The sequence below is a fragment of the Bacillus sp. DB-2 genome, from assembly GCF_003315125.1.
GTDB lineage: Bacteria > Bacillota > Bacilli > Bacillales > Bacillaceae_G > Bacillus_A > Bacillus_A mycoides.
The window spans coordinates 113678-131519 of the sequence record NZ_QNRN01000006.1; the positions used below are offsets into that span (position 1 = coordinate 113678).

At 36.0% G+C, this 17842-nt stretch carries 15 protein-coding genes and 1 pseudogene; 13 read left to right on the forward strand and 3 right to left on the reverse strand.

The features are described from left to right. The first annotated feature begins 22 nt into the window (after positions 1 to 22). From DET63_RS12035 to DET63_RS12060, 6 genes are all read left to right on the forward strand, one after another. Positions 23 to 1510 carry a distal tail protein Dit gene (locus tag DET63_RS12035; RefSeq protein WP_113936832.1) on the forward strand — a complete coding sequence of 496 codons (1488 nt, stop codon included), beginning with the start codon at positions 23 to 25 and terminating at the stop codon, positions 1508 to 1510. Beyond that, entirely contained in the window at positions 1507 to 6210 is a 4704-nt protein-coding gene (locus DET63_RS12040; protein ID WP_113936833.1) for a phage tail spike protein, read from the forward strand. The genes DET63_RS12035 and DET63_RS12040 overlap by 4 nt, the downstream gene beginning before the upstream one ends. A gap of 130 nt (positions 6211 to 6340) precedes the next feature. Next, positions 6341 to 6565, forward strand: coding sequence for a hemolysin XhlA family protein (locus tag DET63_RS12045; RefSeq protein WP_002066685.1), 225 nt, complete (start codon positions 6341 to 6343; stop codon positions 6563 to 6565). A gap of 72 nt (positions 6566 to 6637) precedes the next feature. Then, positions 6638 to 6874 carry a hemolysin XhlA family protein gene (locus DET63_RS12050; protein WP_113936834.1) on the forward strand — a complete coding sequence of 79 codons (237 nt, stop codon included), beginning with the start codon at positions 6638 to 6640 and terminating at the stop codon, positions 6872 to 6874. After that, entirely contained in the window at positions 6874 to 7113 is a 240-nt protein-coding gene (locus tag DET63_RS12055; protein WP_113936835.1) for a holin, read from the forward strand. The genes DET63_RS12050 and DET63_RS12055 overlap by 1 nt, the downstream gene beginning before the upstream one ends. Next, complete coding sequence (locus DET63_RS12060) at positions 7110 to 8174, forward strand: N-acetylmuramoyl-L-alanine amidase (protein WP_113936836.1); 1065 nt, start codon at positions 7110 to 7112, stop codon at positions 8172 to 8174. The genes DET63_RS12055 and DET63_RS12060 overlap by 4 nt, the downstream gene beginning before the upstream one ends. 162 nt (positions 8175 to 8336) lie before the next feature. Here the strand turns inward: DET63_RS12060 and DET63_RS12065 are convergent, their stop codons facing one another. The 3 genes from DET63_RS12065 to DET63_RS12075 form a co-directional block, all read right to left on the reverse strand. Then, positions 8337 to 8660: a hypothetical protein gene (locus DET63_RS12065; RefSeq protein ID WP_113936837.1), complete on the reverse strand. Its 324-nt coding sequence runs from the start codon at positions 8658 to 8660 to the stop codon at positions 8337 to 8339. Positions 8661 to 8832: 172 nt separating this feature from the next. After that, complete coding sequence (locus tag DET63_RS12070; RefSeq protein WP_113936838.1) at positions 8833 to 9582, reverse strand: hypothetical protein; 750 nt, start codon at positions 9580 to 9582, stop codon at positions 8833 to 8835. A gap of 82 nt (positions 9583 to 9664) precedes the next feature. Continuing rightward, positions 9665 to 10525, reverse strand: coding sequence for a hypothetical protein (locus DET63_RS12075; RefSeq protein WP_181777912.1), 861 nt, complete (start codon positions 10523 to 10525; stop codon positions 9665 to 9667). Positions 10526 to 10925: 400 nt separating this feature from the next. On the opposite strand from DET63_RS12075, the pseudogene spoVFB reads away from it, so the two are divergent. The 7 genes and pseudogenes from spoVFB to DET63_RS12110 form a co-directional block, all read left to right on the forward strand. Further along, a pseudogene (spoVFB, locus tag DET63_RS12080) lies at positions 10926 to 11114 on the forward strand (dipicolinate synthase subunit B); the annotation flags it as partial. A gap of 149 nt (positions 11115 to 11263) precedes the next feature. Continuing rightward, positions 11264 to 12310, forward strand: coding sequence for an aspartate-semialdehyde dehydrogenase (gene asd / locus DET63_RS12085; protein WP_002014577.1), 1047 nt, complete (start codon positions 11264 to 11266; stop codon positions 12308 to 12310). Positions 12311 to 12333: 23 nt separating this feature from the next. After that, entirely contained in the window at positions 12334 to 13566 is a 1233-nt protein-coding gene (gene dapG, locus DET63_RS12090; RefSeq protein ID WP_002137918.1) for an aspartate kinase, read from the forward strand. Between the two features lie 11 nt (positions 13567 to 13577). Next, the gene (gene dapA / locus DET63_RS12095) at positions 13578 to 14456 is read left to right on the forward strand and encodes a 4-hydroxy-tetrahydrodipicolinate synthase (RefSeq protein WP_002014579.1); all 879 of its coding nucleotides are present in this window, start codon (positions 13578 to 13580) and stop codon (positions 14454 to 14456) included. A 608-nt stretch (positions 14457 to 15064) separates the two neighbouring features. After that, positions 15065 to 16735 carry a ribonuclease J gene (locus tag DET63_RS12100; RefSeq protein ID WP_002014581.1) on the forward strand — a complete coding sequence of 557 codons (1671 nt, stop codon included), beginning with the start codon at positions 15065 to 15067 and terminating at the stop codon, positions 16733 to 16735. A 102-nt stretch (positions 16736 to 16837) separates the two neighbouring features. Then, a complete protein-coding gene (tepA, locus tag DET63_RS12105) occupies positions 16838 to 17587 on the forward strand; it encodes a translocation-enhancing protein TepA (RefSeq protein ID WP_113936839.1) in 750 nt (249 codons plus the stop codon). Further along, complete coding sequence (locus tag DET63_RS12110; RefSeq protein WP_002088064.1) at positions 17584 to 17787, forward strand: YlzJ-like family protein; 204 nt, start codon at positions 17584 to 17586, stop codon at positions 17785 to 17787. Before tepA ends, DET63_RS12110 begins: the two co-directional genes overlap by 4 nt. Positions 17788 to 17842 lie beyond the last annotated feature (55 nt).

Sequence of the window (17842 nt, forward strand, 5' to 3'; positions counted from 1 at the left end):
TATAAAGAAATGAGGTGTTAGCATGAGTTCTTTTACATTTAACAATCAACGTAAGGAATGCATTCAAATAGAAAAAGGATGGAGTCCGCCAACATGGGCACCTTTGAAGCGTAATTTTCTAAAGGTTCCCGGATATCCAGGTGCCAGATTATTAAATACAGATACAGATCCCCGTCCGCTTCCTGTACCTGTTGGAATTATAGTTCCAGATGGAACGGATTTAGAAACATTAAAAGAAGAAATAGCAGAATGGCTTATTACTGAACAAGCAGCCGAGCTAACTTTTGATGCAAAACCAGACAGAACATATATAGCTGTTATTGACGAAGAATTTAATCCCGATGATTTTGTTACCTTAGGCAAAGGTACTTTGAAATTCATTTGTCCGATGCCCTATAAATTAGGAAAAGTACAAACTCATCCATTTGTGCAAAATTGGTCTACAGAAATAACTTCTAATTTTACTAATAAAGGAAGCGTAGAAGCCCCACCAATAATTGAAATGATTGTGAAAAAACCAAGCACTTTTTTAGATGTATGGTTTGGTGCATATCCTTTAGAGCGAAACTATTTCCGTATTGGTTATCCATTAACTGTGGAAGAATCAACTGTACAAGAGCGTGAACGCGTGTTGTGGGATGAAATGTCATCCGTTGTAGGTTGGACTCCTGTTACTGGACAAGTGGAAGAAATGAAGGGTACAGGCGAACTAAAGGTGAAAGATGGAACAGCGATTTATTGTCCATATTACGGTGCAGAAGGTACGAAAGAATTTCATGGCGGTATTGCAAAGAAAAGTATACCTGGTGGACCTATTCAAGATTTCGAAATGGAAGCCAGAGTTCACTTGCAATCTAAAAATATAGATCAAATGGGGCGTGTTGAAGTCCTTCTTTTAGATGAAGCGAGTAATGTTGTAGCTCGTATTAATATGAATGATTTATATACGGATGCTGAAATTACAAAGGCATATATGAGAGTTGGGAATAATGGAACGCCAAATAGTATAAGGAAATTAGTTGATACAACTGGTGCTCATCCTAATACATTTAATAATTTCAATGGAAGATTACGTATTGCAAGACGTGGGAAAGAATGGTCTGTCTATGTGGCACGTTTTAGAGATGGTACAGAAATAGACGATGCTTCACTTGTTGAACGTTGGATTGACGAAACAGGGAATCCGATGACGGAAAGAAAGATTGCACAAGTCATGATTGCCATTTGTCGGTGGGATAGAAATACACCTGTTTATACCATGCAAATTGATGATTTAAAGATTTGGAAGATAAACAAAGTCCCTTCCAATACAAAGCCCTTTATTTTCGATACAGGAGATAAAGTGATTATCGATACAGAACGAAGTTTAGTTACAATCAACGGAATAGATGCGATTAACTTAAAAGATTTTTTTAGTGAGTTTCCTAAGATCATACGTGGAGATAATCGTATTGATATTATGCCACCAGATGTTACAGCGACAATCAGTTACAGGGAGAGATACAGATGAGAACGCCAAGTGGTGAATTGCATGTTGTTGATTTTAAAACAGAACAAATTGTAGCATCTATTCAACCTAAAGATTTTCGGGATGATAAAAGACATTGGGAAATCAAAAATAACATTGATACATTAGAGTTTCGAGTATTTGATAATACAAGGCATTCAGCCACACTTATGCAGCAAAACTTAGTATTAAAAGAAGTGCGTGATGGCCGTATTGTTCCTTATGTAATTACTGAAATTGAAAAGGATTCTGATGATAGATCAGTAATCGCTTATGCATCTGGTGAATGGGTTCAACTTGCTAAAGCTGGTATTATCCCTCCACAAAAACTAGAAGGTAAGACAGTAATTGAAATGGTGGATATCGCTCTTGCAGGTACGAAGTGGAAGAAAGGGAATTTGGAATATGCTAGTTTCCGTTCCATGACTATTGATGAATTTATTGATCCATTGACTCTCCTTAAAAAGATAGCTTCATTGTTTGAATTAGAAATCCAATATCGCGCAGAGGTCATAGGCTCTCAAGTCGTTGGTCGTTATGTTGATATGATTAAGAAGCGTGGTCGAGAAACAGGAAAAGAAGTAACTCTCGGCAAAGATTTGATGGGAATTAAACGGATCGAAAACTCTCAAAATATTTGTACAGCCTTATTGGGTTTCGTGAAAAAAGAAGGCGGAGAGTTTGTTACTATTACAGAAATAAATAACGGTGTCCCTTATCTTGTGGACGGTGATGCTTACCAAAGATGGAATGAGAAAGGACAGCATAAATTCGGTTTCTATAGTCCAGAGACAGAAGACCAAGATATGAATCCAAAACGTTTAATGACTCTTATGAATACAGAGTTAAAAAAGCGTGTAAATACATCAGTTTTGTATGAAGTTGGAGCACAAAGCATCGGGCGAGTATTTGGATTAGCGCATGAACTAATTAATGAAGGCGATACAATCAAAATAAAAGATACAGGCTTTACGCCTAAATTATATCTTGAAGCTCGTGTCATTGCTGGTGATGAATCATTTACTGATCCTACACAAGATAAATATGTGTTTGGTGACTATCGTGAGATTGTTGATCCAAATGAAGAATCAAGAAAGATTTACAATCGGATTCTTAGTTCATTAGGCAATAAGCAAGAAATGATAGATCAGCTAGATAAATTAGTGAAAGAAGCTAATGAAACAGCTAGTAACGCTAAGAAGGAATCGGAAGCAGCAAAGACACTTGCTGAAAAGGTTCAAGAAAACATAAAAAATAACACTGTGGAAATCATTGAAGCAAAGAATCCACCGACAACAGGTCTTAAAGATAGAAAGACATTATGGTTAGATATTTCTAACGGTAAGCCTGGTATTTTAAAACTCTGGAAAGATGGTATTTGGGACCCGGTAGTTCCTGATGTTGAAAAGGTGAAGAAAGAAACATTAGAACAGGTCAACAAAGATATTGAGTCCACAAAAACAGAGTTAAATCAAAAGGTTCAAACTGTAGAAAATAAAGCGAAAGAAATAGCTGGGCAAATAGTTGATGTTCAAAAGCAGGTTAGTGGCAAAGTAGATCAGACATGGATTAATGCCCAATTAAAAGATAAGGCTGATAAATCCGGTGTTTTCACAAAAGATGAAATTAAAGATGGTTTCATAGGTAAACAAATTTATGAAACTGATAAACAAGGGAATGTTCAGAAGTTCAAGGACGTTAATACATCTATTGGTCAAACAAACGAAGCTCTTACACAGAAAGCCGAGACGTCAGAGCTCACGAAAACGAATGACGGTTTGTCTCAACTTGAAAAGAAAACGAATGAGATTAAGACAACGGCAGATGGTACGAAACAGACCCTTACTGATTTAAAAACAAAAGTTGATAATACGGAAATTGGTGTCCGAAATCTATTACTAGATACAGCTATTAAATCGCATTCGGTTAAGACTGGGGAAAACAAGCCACATACCTATTTTGATGTAGCGAAGGATGCAGCTACTTTAATGCAGGGGAAGAATCTTGCTATGAGTTTTCTGTTTACAGGTAAAGTTACTGCATGGGGTACAACAAATAAATGGGCTGGTTTTGAAGTGAAGATTACTTTCACAGACAATACATTTCATTATCCGAGTTGCCGCGTAGAAAGCCGTCTAATACTAGGTAAACAATATAATCAAGAAAGATTCACAGCTACTTCTGTAGTTATGGATAAGACTATTAAAGAAATTTCAGTTTACGCTTTAGCACGTGATTTCACTGGGGACACATTAATTGAAAAGCCTAAATTAGAAATTGGCACAGTACCGACTGCATGGACACCAGCACTAGAAGACCAAGTTGCTATTTCTGATTTCACTAAAAAAACAGTAGAAATTGATACTACTATTAAAGGTATAAATACTTCTGTTTCTAATGTTCAAAATGAACAGGGAAAGCTTACAGAACGTGTTGCCAAATCAGAGCAAACCGCTGATGGATTTAAAACTTCTATTGAATCGTTAACTAAAAAAGATACTGAAATTAGTAATAAATTAAATACGGTTGAAATAACTGTGGAAGGTACAAAAAAGACTATTTCTGATGTGCAGCAAACAACAACTGATCTTAAGAAAACAACAACTGAAGTTAAAGAACAAGCAGGAAAGATTAGTGAAAAATTAACAACTGTAGAAACAAAGGTTAATAGCGATAAAGCTGGTGGACGTAATCTGTTATTAGATTCAAATGCTAAATACGAAAAAACAGATTATTTAATCAATGTATTTTCTCTAACTGAAAATTTTGTTGTAGGTGAGGAATATACTTTTGTAATTAAAGGGAGTGTACCTGCAGGTCAAAAATTTGGGATTTGGCAGAATGGCGGTTCAAGTAATGTTGGATATGCAACAAGTGTTTACGCTAATGGAATAACTTATGTAACCTTCAAAGCTGTTACGGCTACAAGTGGGAACGAACGAAAGTTAAGTTTATATAACTCTCCAAATAGCACCACAAAATCTATTGTGGAATGGGTTGCCTTGTATAAGGGGAACAAACCGCAGGATTGGACGCCAGCCCCAGAAAACCAAGTAACAAATGATGAATTTACGAAGAAAACAAATGAAATTACAAAAAGTGTGGATGGCATCAAAGAAACAATAACAAAAGTAGAAAATAACCAAAGTGGATTCGATAAACGTGTTGCTACTGTAGAAAAAGATGCAACTACCATTAAACAAAATGTTTCTTTATTACAAGATACACAGACAGCGCAAGGAAGACAATTACAAGAAGCAAAGGCGGGATGGGAAAATACTGCAAAAGCACTTGAAGGTAAAGTTGAGATTAAGCAAGTTGAAGATTATGTTGCTGGATTTAAGATTCCTGATTTAAAGAATACGGTTAATAAAAATAAAGAAGATCTACTTGCAGAATTAGCGAACAAACTAGCAACTGAGCAGTTCAATCAGAAAGTGACTCAAATTGATAATCGTTTTATTATCAATGAGAGAGGTATTAATGCAGCAGCCAAAACAACAGAGGTATATACAAAAGAACAAGCGAATGGACAATTTGCTACCTCAGGATATGTAAGAGATATGGAAAGTCGCCTTCAGCTAACTGAAAAGGGCGTTAGCATATCAGTAAAAGAAAATGATGTCATTGCAGCGTTCAATATGAGTAAAGAAAATATTAAGCTAAATGCGGCAAGAATAGATTTAGTTGGCAAAGTTAACGCAGATTGGATTAAAGCTGGGTTGTTAAGTGGTTGCCAAATTAGAACATCAAATACCAATAACTATGTAAGCCTAGACGACCAATTTCTACGTCTATATGAAAGTGGTGTTCCTAGAGCGTTCCTTGGATATTACCGAAGACGGGACGGTGCAGTACAACCCACTTTCATCTTAGGATCAGATGAAAAAACTAGCGCTCCTGAAGGTACTTTATTTATATCTCAAATGGGGACCGGATGGCCTCAGGCTAGTGCGAACATTGGCATTACTGATGACATAGTTGATAGTGAGATAAGAAAATCTGTGTTTTGGGAGCTTAACAGAAACGGAATTAGTGTTCTACACGCAAACGACTATCATGCTCTTTATGCTGGAAATGGAAACTGGCATTTCAGACGAGGAAAAAGTGGTCTATATCAATCTACATTAGCAATCGAAGATAATAGCTCAGATGCAGATTTAAGATTACCTAATATCACATTACGTAATAGCCGTGTAGCAGGATATACCGGAGTTCTCCAAGTTAAGTCATCTGTTACTCAAAACGGATGGGGCGCCGTTCAAGGAAACTTTATGAGTCCTTCGCTACGTGAATATAAATCTAATATTCGTGACGTAGCATTTTCCGCTTTAGAAAAAATTAGAAACCTTAGAATCAGACAATTCAACTACAAGAATGCGGTAAACGAGCTTTACCGTATGAGAGAAGAAAAAGATCCTTATGATCCTCCATTGACAAAGGAAGATATCAAAACGTATTACGGTGCAATTGTAGATGAATCTGATGAAGCATTTGTGGATGAAAGTGGGAAAGGAATTCACTTGTATTCATACGTATCATTAACGATAAAAGCTTTACAAGAGCATGAAGAAAATCAAAATGAGAGAATACAAGAAATGGAGAGAAAGCATAATGAAGAAATTACATTAATGAACAACAAAATAGCAACATTAGAAGAGTTAGTCCAAAAATTAATAAATGAGAAACCAGAGCAGCTATAAGCTGTTTTTATTTTGAACAAAATACGGCTTTGGTATAAAAATGTCCTTCATAAATTCACAACGAATAGGGTTGTCTCATAGGATGTAGAGATTGCTTTATTAAGATTTTTCGAAAAAAGGATGTGAATGTATGGAAGACGTATATGCAAAAATCGACAGCCTAAAAGCAGAACAAAAAGAAATTATGCGAGATATTCGTAACCTAGAAACCCGTACAACTATAAATGAAAAAGATATTTCTACAATCAATAAACAATTAGAAAAAATCAGTCTGAATACCACATGGATTTTACGACTTGTTATTAGCGCTATAGTTATGGCAGTTTTGGGATTGATACTCAAAGGTGGAATTTAGGGTGTGAGTATAAAAGTATTTGCGAAAGAGGGACAAGAGTCTCTCTTTTTATTTTGAAATGAGGTGGTCAAAGTGGAAGGATTACAAGAAGTAAGAAGCGATGTTCAAGAAATCAAGCAAGATATTAAGGACATTCGTTTAGAGATTAAAAGTTTAGAAATGCGAACGACAGGTAATGAAAAAGACATCATCAATATCAATAAGCAGCTAGATAAGATCAGTGCAAATACTACTTGGATTTTGCGACTTATTGTTGGTGGGATTGTAGGAGCTGTTCTTACGTTGTTATTGAAGGGGGGTGGTATGTAATGGTTAGTTTAGCCATGATGATTGGAATTGTAGTAGGTCTTTCACAGATTGTAAAAACAGTTGGATTACAAACAAAATACGTTCCGTTATTAAATTTAACGCTTGGCATTGTGCTAGGCGTTTTATTTTTGGACGGAGATATCAAAGTGAATGTATTTCAAGGAATCATCATTGGACTCTCAGCAAGTGGATTATTTGACCACACCAAAATTATAAAAAAGGATGTTGATGCTAAATGAAAAAGACAATGAAACATATTATCTCATTACTTATGATTCTAGCACTTGCTAGTTCTTTTGCTACAAGTGCTTTTGCTGATAGAACACTTATTATTCCTGATTTACCTAAACAACCATACCGTAATGGTGTAGGTGCTTATGAGGGCGTTGTAGCACATTCTACAGCAACTCCAGAAGCTCCAGCTATTAATATTCAAAAATACGAAACTCGTACATGGAGAAATGCATTTGTTCACTATGCAGTAGACTGGAATGAAACGATTCAAATTGCTGATACTAAATATATTGCTTATGGTGGGGGACCAGGTGCAAACAAACGCTTTGTACACGTAGAGCTTTGCGAAACAGCAGATTACGAGAAATTCAAACGCAGCTATGATAAATACGTGAAGTTACTTGCTAAAATCCTTCGTGACCGTGGTTTATCTGTAGAAAAAGGATTATGGACTCACTACGATGTAACAAAATACCTTGGTGGTACAGATCATGAAGATCCACTTGACTACTTAAAGTCTCATGGCATTTCAGAAGCTCAATTTAGAGCAGATGTACAACGTGCATACAATAATTCCAGTGTAGATGTTTCAGTTCCTGATAAGCCATCTAAGCCAGCAGAAGTTCCGACAGCTGTAACAGATGGTATTGCTTATATAGAAGGTTACAACGTTAATTTACGTAAAGGACCTGGTACAAGCTATTCTAAGATTCGTCAGTTAAATAAACCAGAAGCGTATCAAGTATGGGGAGAAAAGGACGGATGGCTTAACTTAGGTGGTGAGCAATGGATTAAAAACGATCCATCTTATGTGAAGTTTAATAAGAAAAGTACAGTAGATTCATCTATTGTAGGAAAGCGTGTTGTTTCTAAAGTAGATAACCTACGTTTCTATGATTCTGCTTCTTGGCAGGATAAAGATGTTGCTGGTTCTGTGGATGCAGGGTTAGGATTTACAATTGATGCGAAAGTAAGTGTCAATGGATCGTCACAATATAAAGTACACAACAGCCAGGGTAAAACATACTATGTAACAACAAATGAAGCCTATGTGTATGTGAAGTAAAAAAAAGCCGTCCTGTTGGGCGGCTTTTTTTGTTTATATACTATTAAAATTTACTTTTAGATAATGCCTTTAATATAGGTTTAAAGATTTTACTTAATATACGAAATCCGTTAAATATAGAGCGCACAACTTTCATAAAGTTAACACACCTACTTTCACACTTTATAAATCAGATATTTTTTTAACTTCTTTTTCCTTCGCTTTAAATTCTCTTTTATATTGCTTGAAATCTTGTTTGCTAACTCTAAATTTTTCACCAGTAGCTACATTCTTTACTAAGTATGTTTTAGTTATTGAGAAATAATAAATTAAAAATAATATACAAGATATTGAAAAGGTAGGGATGCCTAAGATTAATGCCATAATAAACAACATTATATCTAATCCCGTAAACATTCGTTGCAAGACAATTCTCTTTCCAGCGGCAGCTTCTGATTGCTGTAGTTGTTGCATACGTTGTAGCGATGCAATAGTATCATAACTCATGAAATAACCTCCTTGTTATATCGTTAGCTTACTTGATTAATATTCTTTGTCCACTTTTCGTAACTCTGACTGTGTAAGTCCATATGTCTCTGTTGTACAACCTGCTAACAACATAACAGGTAATGCTAAAGCTCCCATTTTACGTTTTATTGTCACATACCCCTTTGAATACTTAATTTTGTGTGTCTCTTATCTCATTTAATGTAGAACCCATCGTGTCAATATACCCAAACATAGCCCCTAAGTTTGCTTCGGCTTTTTCTATATCATTTTCATCTAAACCTACAAATACTTGGTCTATTGACTGTTTAATTACTTTCACGTCGTCTCTTAATTGTGTTCGATAGTAATCATAATCCTTCGGCGGCTCTATAGCTGTTAGTTTGTCAAGCTTTTCCTTGAATACCCCTAATTGTTGCTTTAATTCAACTTGATTTTCTTTTAAAGTTTCATCTTTTGCAAATATTGGTTTTGTAGCTTGTAACTCCTTTGCTACCTCTTTAGCAGTTTCATCTATATTTTCTTGATACTGTTTTAGAGTTACAGGAGGATTAACCTCTCTTATTACTTGTTTGTCTTCACTTGCTCGCTCTTCAGCTAATGTTCTATCGGTTTTTGATTTTTCTTTACTTGTTACCTCTTTACTATCTTCACCAGTTTCTTTCTTACTTACTGACTCTGCATCTTGTGTTTTATCTATTTCTTCATCTACAGTCTTCATGAAATCCTTATCTCGTAGCTCTACTGTCTTAGAGTCCTTCTTATCTTCTGACTCTGCATCTTGTACACTGTCAGTCTTTTTATAATCTTCAACTTTTACATTATCAGTCTTCTTCTCTTCTGAATTGTCTTTAGAACATCCTACCCATGCTACTAGCATAAGTGGAAATGCTAAAAAACATATTAGTTTCTTTGCTTTCATACCTCATACTCCTTTAATATTAATAGTGCTATTATTTATAGCCTATACTTATTATTTAGTTCAAACATACAAGTAGGGTCTTTTATTTCTTTGGTGTATAGTTAATTGACTCGTCTGTTGTGCTTGATGTACCTTCTCCAAATGAATCATGAGCCTTCTTGCTACCATCTTGTTTGGACTTAATTGCTCTTTTTAATGCAGTAGGGTCTTTCTCATTCATATCGGCAAAGAAGGGTTGCCAAGTATAAGTTCCACTATCTAATCCATCTATTGCATCGTCTACTTCTTCTTTTATTTTTTTCTTATCCTTACTAGGATCTTCATACTTATCAATCGCTTTTTCTATCTTAGGTAAAGAGTCTCTCATATTTTCTATACCTTCTTTAATTATGTATTCATAGTCTGCATACTTTTTAGGTATTACAACCCTATCTAACTCGTCTAACCGACCACGAATACTTACTACGGTATCCTTTGGTGAGCCTTCATATCTATCTTCTGAAATTGCCTTTGATTCTTTAATTAAGTCTCTCATTTCGTATTTAAGGTCTATTAATTCTTTAAACATCATATCAGGAAATTCTGTTGCAGAAACATATAACGGTGACTTTAACCCCTTTGAACCATACCCTGCTTGGTTTTCCTTCACGATAGCATTTTCTTCCTTATCATCTACTTCTGTTTCGCTTGTTGATTTCTTGTTAGACTTCTTCTCATTTCTTTGTTCCTCTTCATACTCCAATTGCGCTAATGCACCTCTTAGCTGTTTCTCTATCTCTTCGTCCTTATAGTGCATTTTCTTCATGTGTTCTATCATTTCATCTGCTTTAAATTCCTTGTCCACTTTTCTGAACTCTGACTGTGTAAGTCCATATGTGTCCGTTGTACATCCTACTAATAACATAACAGGTAAAGCTAACGCTATTAGTTTCTTTGCTTTCATTATGTATCCTCCTTTTTAAATGAATCGTAATTAATTAACATATGAAACCATAACATAAATTACATAAATAAGATATACGAATATCGCATCCTTAAGAGGGGTTTTGAGCGTTTTAACAATATGAAAACATGTATTACGGTTGTAGAGAATCCCGCTCCGTATGCTTTTGAAAAAATTACACCGTATCCGATCCTCAACGTTTGGGGGCAGTTTATGCTTTCATAAACTCACTATCGAAATAGAACTTGCCAACCAAATTAATACAATACTGTTGAATTCGTTTATTGTATTAATAAAAAACGTATGATATATATGCTTGGGAATGAAAATAAATTTACAGGATGTGAAATGGCAATATAATAGAAGAAAGAAGAAATATTTATATTGTCATCACCCTGTTGGCGTCAACCTAATGCGCCTAATGGCTACAAAAGACATCTACTTTGTACCATTTGGCCAAGATGCACCAGAGAAAAAACCGAACTCAATGGTAGCTCGTATGGAGTTACTTGAAGATACAGTATTAGAAGCGCTACAAGGAAAACAATTACAACCTGTTGTTGTAGAAAAATTCAGATATATGAATTAAAAAACGAAAAAAACGTACAATTTTTGATGAAACCATCATTCTTACTGTAGAATATGATAAAATTAACGTTATTAAGATTAGAGGGGGCATTGTAAGCTCCTTCTAATTCTAAGTTATAGAAGGATTGGTATCTAGAAAGGGGCATAGTGATGGAAAAGCAAAAAACTTTTCATGTCGCTGTAGTTGGAGCAACCGGCGCAGTTGGTGAACAAATGTTAAATACTTTAGAGAAACGAGAATTTCCAATTGGGAAGTTAACGTTACTTTCATCTAAACGATCTGCAGGTAAGAAACTTGTATTTAAAGGCGAAGAATTTACAGTTCAAGAGGCAACTCCTGAAAGTTTTGAAGGAGTAGATATTGCACTATTTAGTGCAGGTGGATCTGTATCGAAACAATTAGCGCCAGAAGCAGCAAAGCGCGGTGCAATTGTTGTTGATAATACAAGTGCATTCCGTATGACAGAAAACGTGCCACTTGTTGTACCTGAAGTAAATGAAAATGATTTAAAAGAACATAATGGTATTATTGCAAATCCAAACTGTTCTACAATTCAAATGGTAGTAGCTCTTGAACCAGTTCGCCAGCAATATGGTCTAAAACGAGTAATCGTTTCCACATATCAAGCTGTATCAGGTGCTGGTGCGGCAGCTATTGAAGAACTTCATGAACAATCACAAGCAATCTTAAATGGCGAAGAAGTAAAGGCGAATGTTTTACCTGTATCAGGTGACGAAAAGCATTTCCAAATCGCTTTTAATGCTATTCCACAGATTGATAAATTCCAAGATAATGGATTTACATTCGAAGAAATGAAAATGATTAATGAAACGAAAAAAATTATGCATATGCCTGAATTAGAAGTAGCTGCGACATGTGTACGTTTACCAGTTGTATCGGGTCATTCCGAGTCTGTGTACATTGAAGTAGATAAAGAAGGCGTAACAGTAGAAGAAATGAAAAACTTACTTGCAAATGCAGAAGGTATTGTACTGCAAGATAATCCAGCAGAGCAGTTATATCCAATGCCAGCTACTGCAGTAGGTAAAAATGAAGTATTCGTTGGAAGAATCCGTAAAGATTTAAATAATGATAAAGGATTCCACCTTTGGGTCGTATCTGATAACTTATTAAAAGGCGCTGCATGGAATTCTGTTCAAATTGCAGAGCGCTTAGTAAAATTACAATTAGTGTAAACGGCTAAGAGAAGGTGCAAAATATGAAAATTATTGTTCAAAAATTTGGTGGTACATCAGTACGTGATGACAATGGGCGCAAGCATGCGCTTCACCATATAAAAAAATCGTTAGCTGCTGGTTATAAAGTAGTTACTGTCGTATCAGCAATGGGCCGTAAAGGTGAACCGTATGCAACTGATACGTTATTAAGTCTTGTAAATCAAGAGGAATCTAATATTTCTAAACGTGAGCAAGATTTATTATTATCATGCGGAGAATTAATCTCAGCAATTGTTTTCTCTAACATGTTGAATGAGAATGGTATAAAAGCAGCAGCATTAAATGGTGCGCAAGCTGGTTTTGTAACGAATAATGACTTTACGAATGCTAAGATTATTGAAATGAATTGCGATCGTATACATGAAGAGTTACAAAATGTAGATGTTATCGTCGTGACTGGATTCCAAGGTCAAACGAAAAATGGAGATACGACAACACTTGGACGCGGAGGTAGTGATACCTCAGCTTCAGCATTAGGTGTTGCGCTTCATGCTGAATATATCGATATCTTCACAGATGTTGAAGGTGTTATGACTGCGGATCCTCGTATCGTAAAAGATGCACGTCATCTTCAAACTGTAACATATAACGAGATTTGTAACATGGCTTATCAGGGTGCGAAGGTTGTTCATCCGCGTGCGGTTGAAATTGCGATGCATGCAAAAGTACCACTTCGTGTACGTTCTACGTATTCGGATAGTGAAGGTACGCTTATTGCGGCATATGATGGTGCTACAAAAGGGCAGGATGTAGAAGAACGTCCTGTTACAGGGATTGCCCATGTGTCAAACGTAACGCAAATTAAGGTGCTTGCAAAAGAAACTGCATATGATTTACAACAACACGTGTTTAAAGAAATGGCTAATGAAGGGATTAGTGTGGACTTAATTAACATTTCTCCTACCGGTGTAGCTTACACAGTAAAGGATAGTGTATCAGCGCGTGCAGTTGAGGTTTTAAAGCAACTTGGATATGATCCAGTTGTGACAGAGCATTGTGCGAAGGTTTCTATCGTTGGTGCTGGAATGGCAGGTATTCCAGGGGTTACAGCGAAAATTGTCACAGCTTTAGCGGAAAAAGGTATTCAAATTCTGCAATCAGCAGATAGTCATACGACAATTTGGGTTCTTGTAAAAGAAGCCGATTTAGTGGAGGCTGTGAATGCATTACATAGTGCATTTGAGCTTTCAAAAGAAAAGCAACTGGAACAATAAGGAGTGAGATCATGATAGATTTTGGGACAATTGCAACCGCGATGGTAACACCGTTTGATAAAAATGGTAATATCGATTTTGCAAAGACAACGAAATTGGTAAATTATTTAATTGATAACGGTACAACAGCAATCGTGGTAGGAGGGACGACTGGAGAATCTCCTACATTAACATCAGAAGAAAAAGTAGCGTTATATCGCCATGTCGTATCTGTTGTCGATAAAAGGGTGCCCGTCATCGCTGGAACAGGTAGCAATAATACGCATGCTTCTGTTGATTTAACAAAAAAGGCAACTGAAGTTGGTGTTGATGCAGTTATGCTAGTGGCACCGTATTATAATAAACCGAGTCAAGAAGGGATGTACCAGCACTTTAAAACAATCGCTGAAAGCACTCCGCTTCCGGTAATGCTATATAATGTTCCAGGACGATCTATTGTACAAATCTCCGTTGATACAGTTGTTCGTTTATCAGAAATAGAAAACATTGTTGCGATTAAAGATGCAGGCGGCGATGTATTAACAATGACAGAAATCATTGAAAAAACAGCGGACGACTTTGCAGTATACAGCGGTGATGATGGTTTAACATTACCAGCTATGGCAATTGGAGCAAAAGGTATTGTTTCTGTAGCATCTCATGTTATCGGGAATGAAATGCAAGAAATGATTGCTGCATTCCAAGCTGGAGAGTTCAAAAAAGCGCAGAAATTACATCAATTACTAGTAAAAGTAACGGATGCACTATTTATGGCGCCGAGCCCAACACCAGTAAAAACAGCATTACAAATGGTGGGATTAGATGTAGGTTCTGTACGTTTGCCACTTCTTCCATTAACGGAAGAAGAAAGAATAACGTTACAATCCGTAATGCAATCTATTCCTCGTTAATAAAAATGACCTAGTGTGAAACTAGGTCATTTTTATTTTGACTAACTATATGTAAGTGATGAAAATTAGCTATAGTTAATAGGCTGTAATAAGAAGGGGATGGCAGGGGGGAGAATTAGTAAGAAACTGATTACAGAGATAAGGTTTTTTTAGTGAATATCGTTTCATGTTTATGTAAAGAATTTACATGAATATTTTTCCATCAAACTCTTATTACGTAGGGAAAATAGTAAAACCGATATGAATTTTGCCCTCTTAAATTATAATCTCATTTTAGTGTCTTCTCTTGTCTTTCGCATAATTTAACTTGTGTTCTATTTCTTGTATCAGTTATAATATGGCTAAGTAGCTTAGTACGGGTATGCTTAGCAAAATTGGTAAAAATTACGATTTAATGAAATTTTCATATCATATCGAATAAGATATTTGATTTATATAATGAAAGAGAGGTGAAACCTGGTTTAAAAAATTAACAAGGACATGATATCGCATAACGGTAAGGACATTCGTCTTGGACGGTGAATATATGGTGGTTGTAGAGTTTCCCCTGGTGTCTCTGCAATTTTAGTGAAATCAGTGTTTGCAAGATTTTTAAACCAGGCAACAACATGAAGAGAAAAGAGAATGAGTCTGTTAAAGTATTTGCTCTTGGCGGAGTAGGTGAAATCGGTAAAAACATGTACTGTGTTGAAATTGATTCTGAAATCTTTATTGTAGATGCAGGATTGATGTTCCCGGGAGATGAAATGTTTGGGATTGATATTGTTATTCCTGACATTACATATTTAGTAGAAAATCAAGAGCGAGTAAAAGGACTATTTATTACCCATGGTCATGAAGATCATATTGGTGGAATTGTTTATGTGCTTCGTAAATTATCTATTCCAGTATATGCGACGAAATTAACGGTAGGACTTATACAAGAAAAGCTTGGCGAAGCAGGAATGTTAGGCCGTGTAGACTTAAAAACAATTGACTCGAATTCAACAGTAGAGTTTAATTCAACAAATGTGTCATTCTTCGGAACGACACATAGTATTCCGGATTCTGTGGGTGTTTGTTTCCATACATCAAAAGGTGCTGTAGTATATACAGGAGACTTTAAATTTGATCAAACTCCAATCGGAAATAGTGGAGCAGATCTTGGGAAAATGGCGCAAATTGGAAATGAAGGCGTACTTTGCTTGTTATCTGATAGTACAAACGCTGAACGTCCTGGTTATACAGGTTCGGAAAAAGAAGTTGGTATAGAGATTTCTAAAGTATTCTATAGTTCAGAAGGGCGTATTATTGTTGCTTCATTTGCCTCCAATGTACATCGTATTCAACAAGTGTTTGATGCAGCTGCTGAAACTGGAAGGAAAGTAGCGGTAGTAGGACGTAGCATGGTGAAAGTGGTAGATATTGCAAGACGTCTTGGTTATTTAGATGTTCCAGAAGGTATGGTTATTTCATTACAAGAAATAGACAATTTCCCGGAAAAAAAGGTAGCTATCTTAACGACTGGTAGTCAAGGGGAACCGATGGCAGCCCTTTCTAGAATGGCGAAGCAAGCTCATAAACAAATTTCAATTCGTAAAGGTGATACTGTTATTATTGCAGCTTCTCCAATTCCAGGGAATGAAGTATCTGTATCAAAAATTATTGACTTGTTATTTAGATCTGGTGCTGAGGTTATTTATTACGGTGAAAGAAAAGTTCACGTTTCAGGTCATGGTAGCCAAGAAGAATTAAAGCTGATGATAAATTTAATGAAGCCGAAGTATTTTGTACCCGTACATGGTGAGTTCCGTATGCAAAAAGCACATGCGTATTTAGCGGAAGATGTAGGTATTGCGAGAGAGAATATCTTTATCGTAGAAAAAGGCGATGTAATTGCTTTTGGTGACGATGAAGCAAAATTAGCTGGTAAAGTGCAAGCTGGTAATGTTTTAATTGATGGATTAGGTGTAGGTGACGTCGGTAACATCGTTCTTCGAGATAGAAAGATGTTATCTCAAGATGGAATTTTAGTTGTTGTTGTAACACTAGGTAAGGATGAAAAGAAAATAATCTCTGGTCCAGAAATTATTTCACGCGGCTTTGTATATGTTCGTGAATCAGAAGCATTAATCGAACGATCCACAGATATTGTACGTATGATTGTTGAACAATCAATTAAAGAATATACAATTGAATGGTCTATGTTGAAACAAAATATTCGTGAATTATTAGGGCAGTTCTTGTACGAAGAAACGAAGAGAAAGCCAATGATTTTACCGATTATTATGGAAGTATAAGGAAGGTCACCTTTACAGGTGATCTTTTTCTTTTTTAACCCTATCGAATGAAATTCATAACTTAAGAAATAATAGTTATATACGAGTGAAAGGGGATGCGATATGACAGAACGTGATCGTTATACAAATGAAGAAAAAGAAGCTGAGCCGAAAGAAGTTCCAAAAGAGGCTTCTATAGTGGAGAAAATTCAGCAACTTGGACAGACAAATGTACCACAAATGAATGAATCGCGTATTCATTGCTTAACAATTGTTGGGCAGGTGGAAGGTCATATTCAGTTGCCACCACAAAATAAAACAACAAAATATGAACACATCATTCCGCAAATTGTCGCGATTGAACAAAATCCAAAAATTGAAGGCTTACTGTTAATATTAAATACAGTTGGGGGTGACGTTGAAGCTGGATTAGCGATTTCTGAAATGGTGGCTTCGCTTTCAAAGCCAACTGTATCTCTTGTTTTAGGAGGAGGGCATTCAATCGGTGTACCGATTGCGGTCTCAACTGATTATTCATTTATTGCCGAAACAGCGACGATGACAATTCATCCGATTCGTTTAACAGGTCTTGTTATAGGTGTGCCACAAACATTTGAGTATTTGGATAAAATGCAAGAAAGAGTCATTCGATTTGTGACAAAGCATTCGAAAGTAACGGAAGATCGTTTTAAAGAGCTTATGTTTGCAAAAGGGAATTTGACGCGAGATATTGGGACGAATGTAATAGGTGGAGATGCAGTGAAGTATGGTCTTATAGATGGTGTCGGTGGTATTGGTAGCGCACTTCGAAAATTAAACGAATTAATTGATGAACACAAGGATAATAGTACAGAAGGGACAATGCTACAATGATTTTATATACAATTATGCCAGAGCAACTTGTGTATCCGGCCGATTATTCACAATGCGAAAGCCAAAAAGTTGTGAATATAAATGGCGTGGAATTAGTGGTTTCTGAGGAGGATAATCAATGTTACTCTATTGTACGTGTATTAAGTACGAATCCGTCTCACTACCTAGAGTTTGAGCCTGGACAGAAAATTACCTTTTAGCAAAAAGAAGGATTTTGTTTAGGAGCTATGGTATAATATAAAAAACAAGACGGTT

Coding starts and splice junctions, on each gene's coding strand:
- DET63_RS12070 (WP_113936838.1), bottom strand. CDS start 9,582: ATGAAAGCAAAGAAACTAATATGTTTTTTAGCATTTCCACTTATGCTA.
- DET63_RS12055 (WP_113936835.1), top strand. CDS start 6,874: ATGGTTAGTTTAGCCATGATGATTGGAATTGTAGTAGGTCTTTCACAG.
- dapG (WP_002137918.1), top strand. CDS start 12,334: ATGAAAATTATTGTTCAAAAATTTGGTGGTACATCAGTACGTGATGAC.
- dapA (WP_002014579.1), top strand. CDS start 13,578: ATGATAGATTTTGGGACAATTGCAACCGCGATGGTAACACCGTTTGAT.
- tepA (WP_113936839.1), top strand. CDS start 16,838: ATGACAGAACGTGATCGTTATACAAATGAAGAAAAAGAAGCTGAGCCG.
- DET63_RS12045 (WP_002066685.1), top strand. CDS start 6,341: ATGGAAGACGTATATGCAAAAATCGACAGCCTAAAAGCAGAACAAAAA.
- DET63_RS12065 (WP_113936837.1), bottom strand. CDS start 8,660: ATGAGTTATGATACTATTGCATCGCTACAACGTATGCAACAACTACAG.
- DET63_RS12060 (WP_113936836.1), top strand. CDS start 7,110: ATGAAAAAGACAATGAAACATATTATCTCATTACTTATGATTCTAGCA.
- DET63_RS12035 (WP_113936832.1), top strand. CDS start 23: ATGAGTTCTTTTACATTTAACAATCAACGTAAGGAATGCATTCAAATA.
- DET63_RS12040 (WP_113936833.1), top strand. CDS start 1,507: ATGAGAACGCCAAGTGGTGAATTGCATGTTGTTGATTTTAAAACAGAA.
- asd (WP_002014577.1), top strand. CDS start 11,264: ATGGAAAAGCAAAAAACTTTTCATGTCGCTGTAGTTGGAGCAACCGGC.
- DET63_RS12110 (WP_002088064.1), top strand. CDS start 17,584: ATGATTTTATATACAATTATGCCAGAGCAACTTGTGTATCCGGCCGAT.
- DET63_RS12100 (WP_002014581.1), top strand. CDS start 15,065: ATGAAGAGAAAAGAGAATGAGTCTGTTAAAGTATTTGCTCTTGGCGGA.
- DET63_RS12075 (WP_181777912.1), bottom strand. CDS start 10,525: ATGAAAGCAAAGAAACTAATAGCGTTAGCTTTACCTGTTATGTTATTA.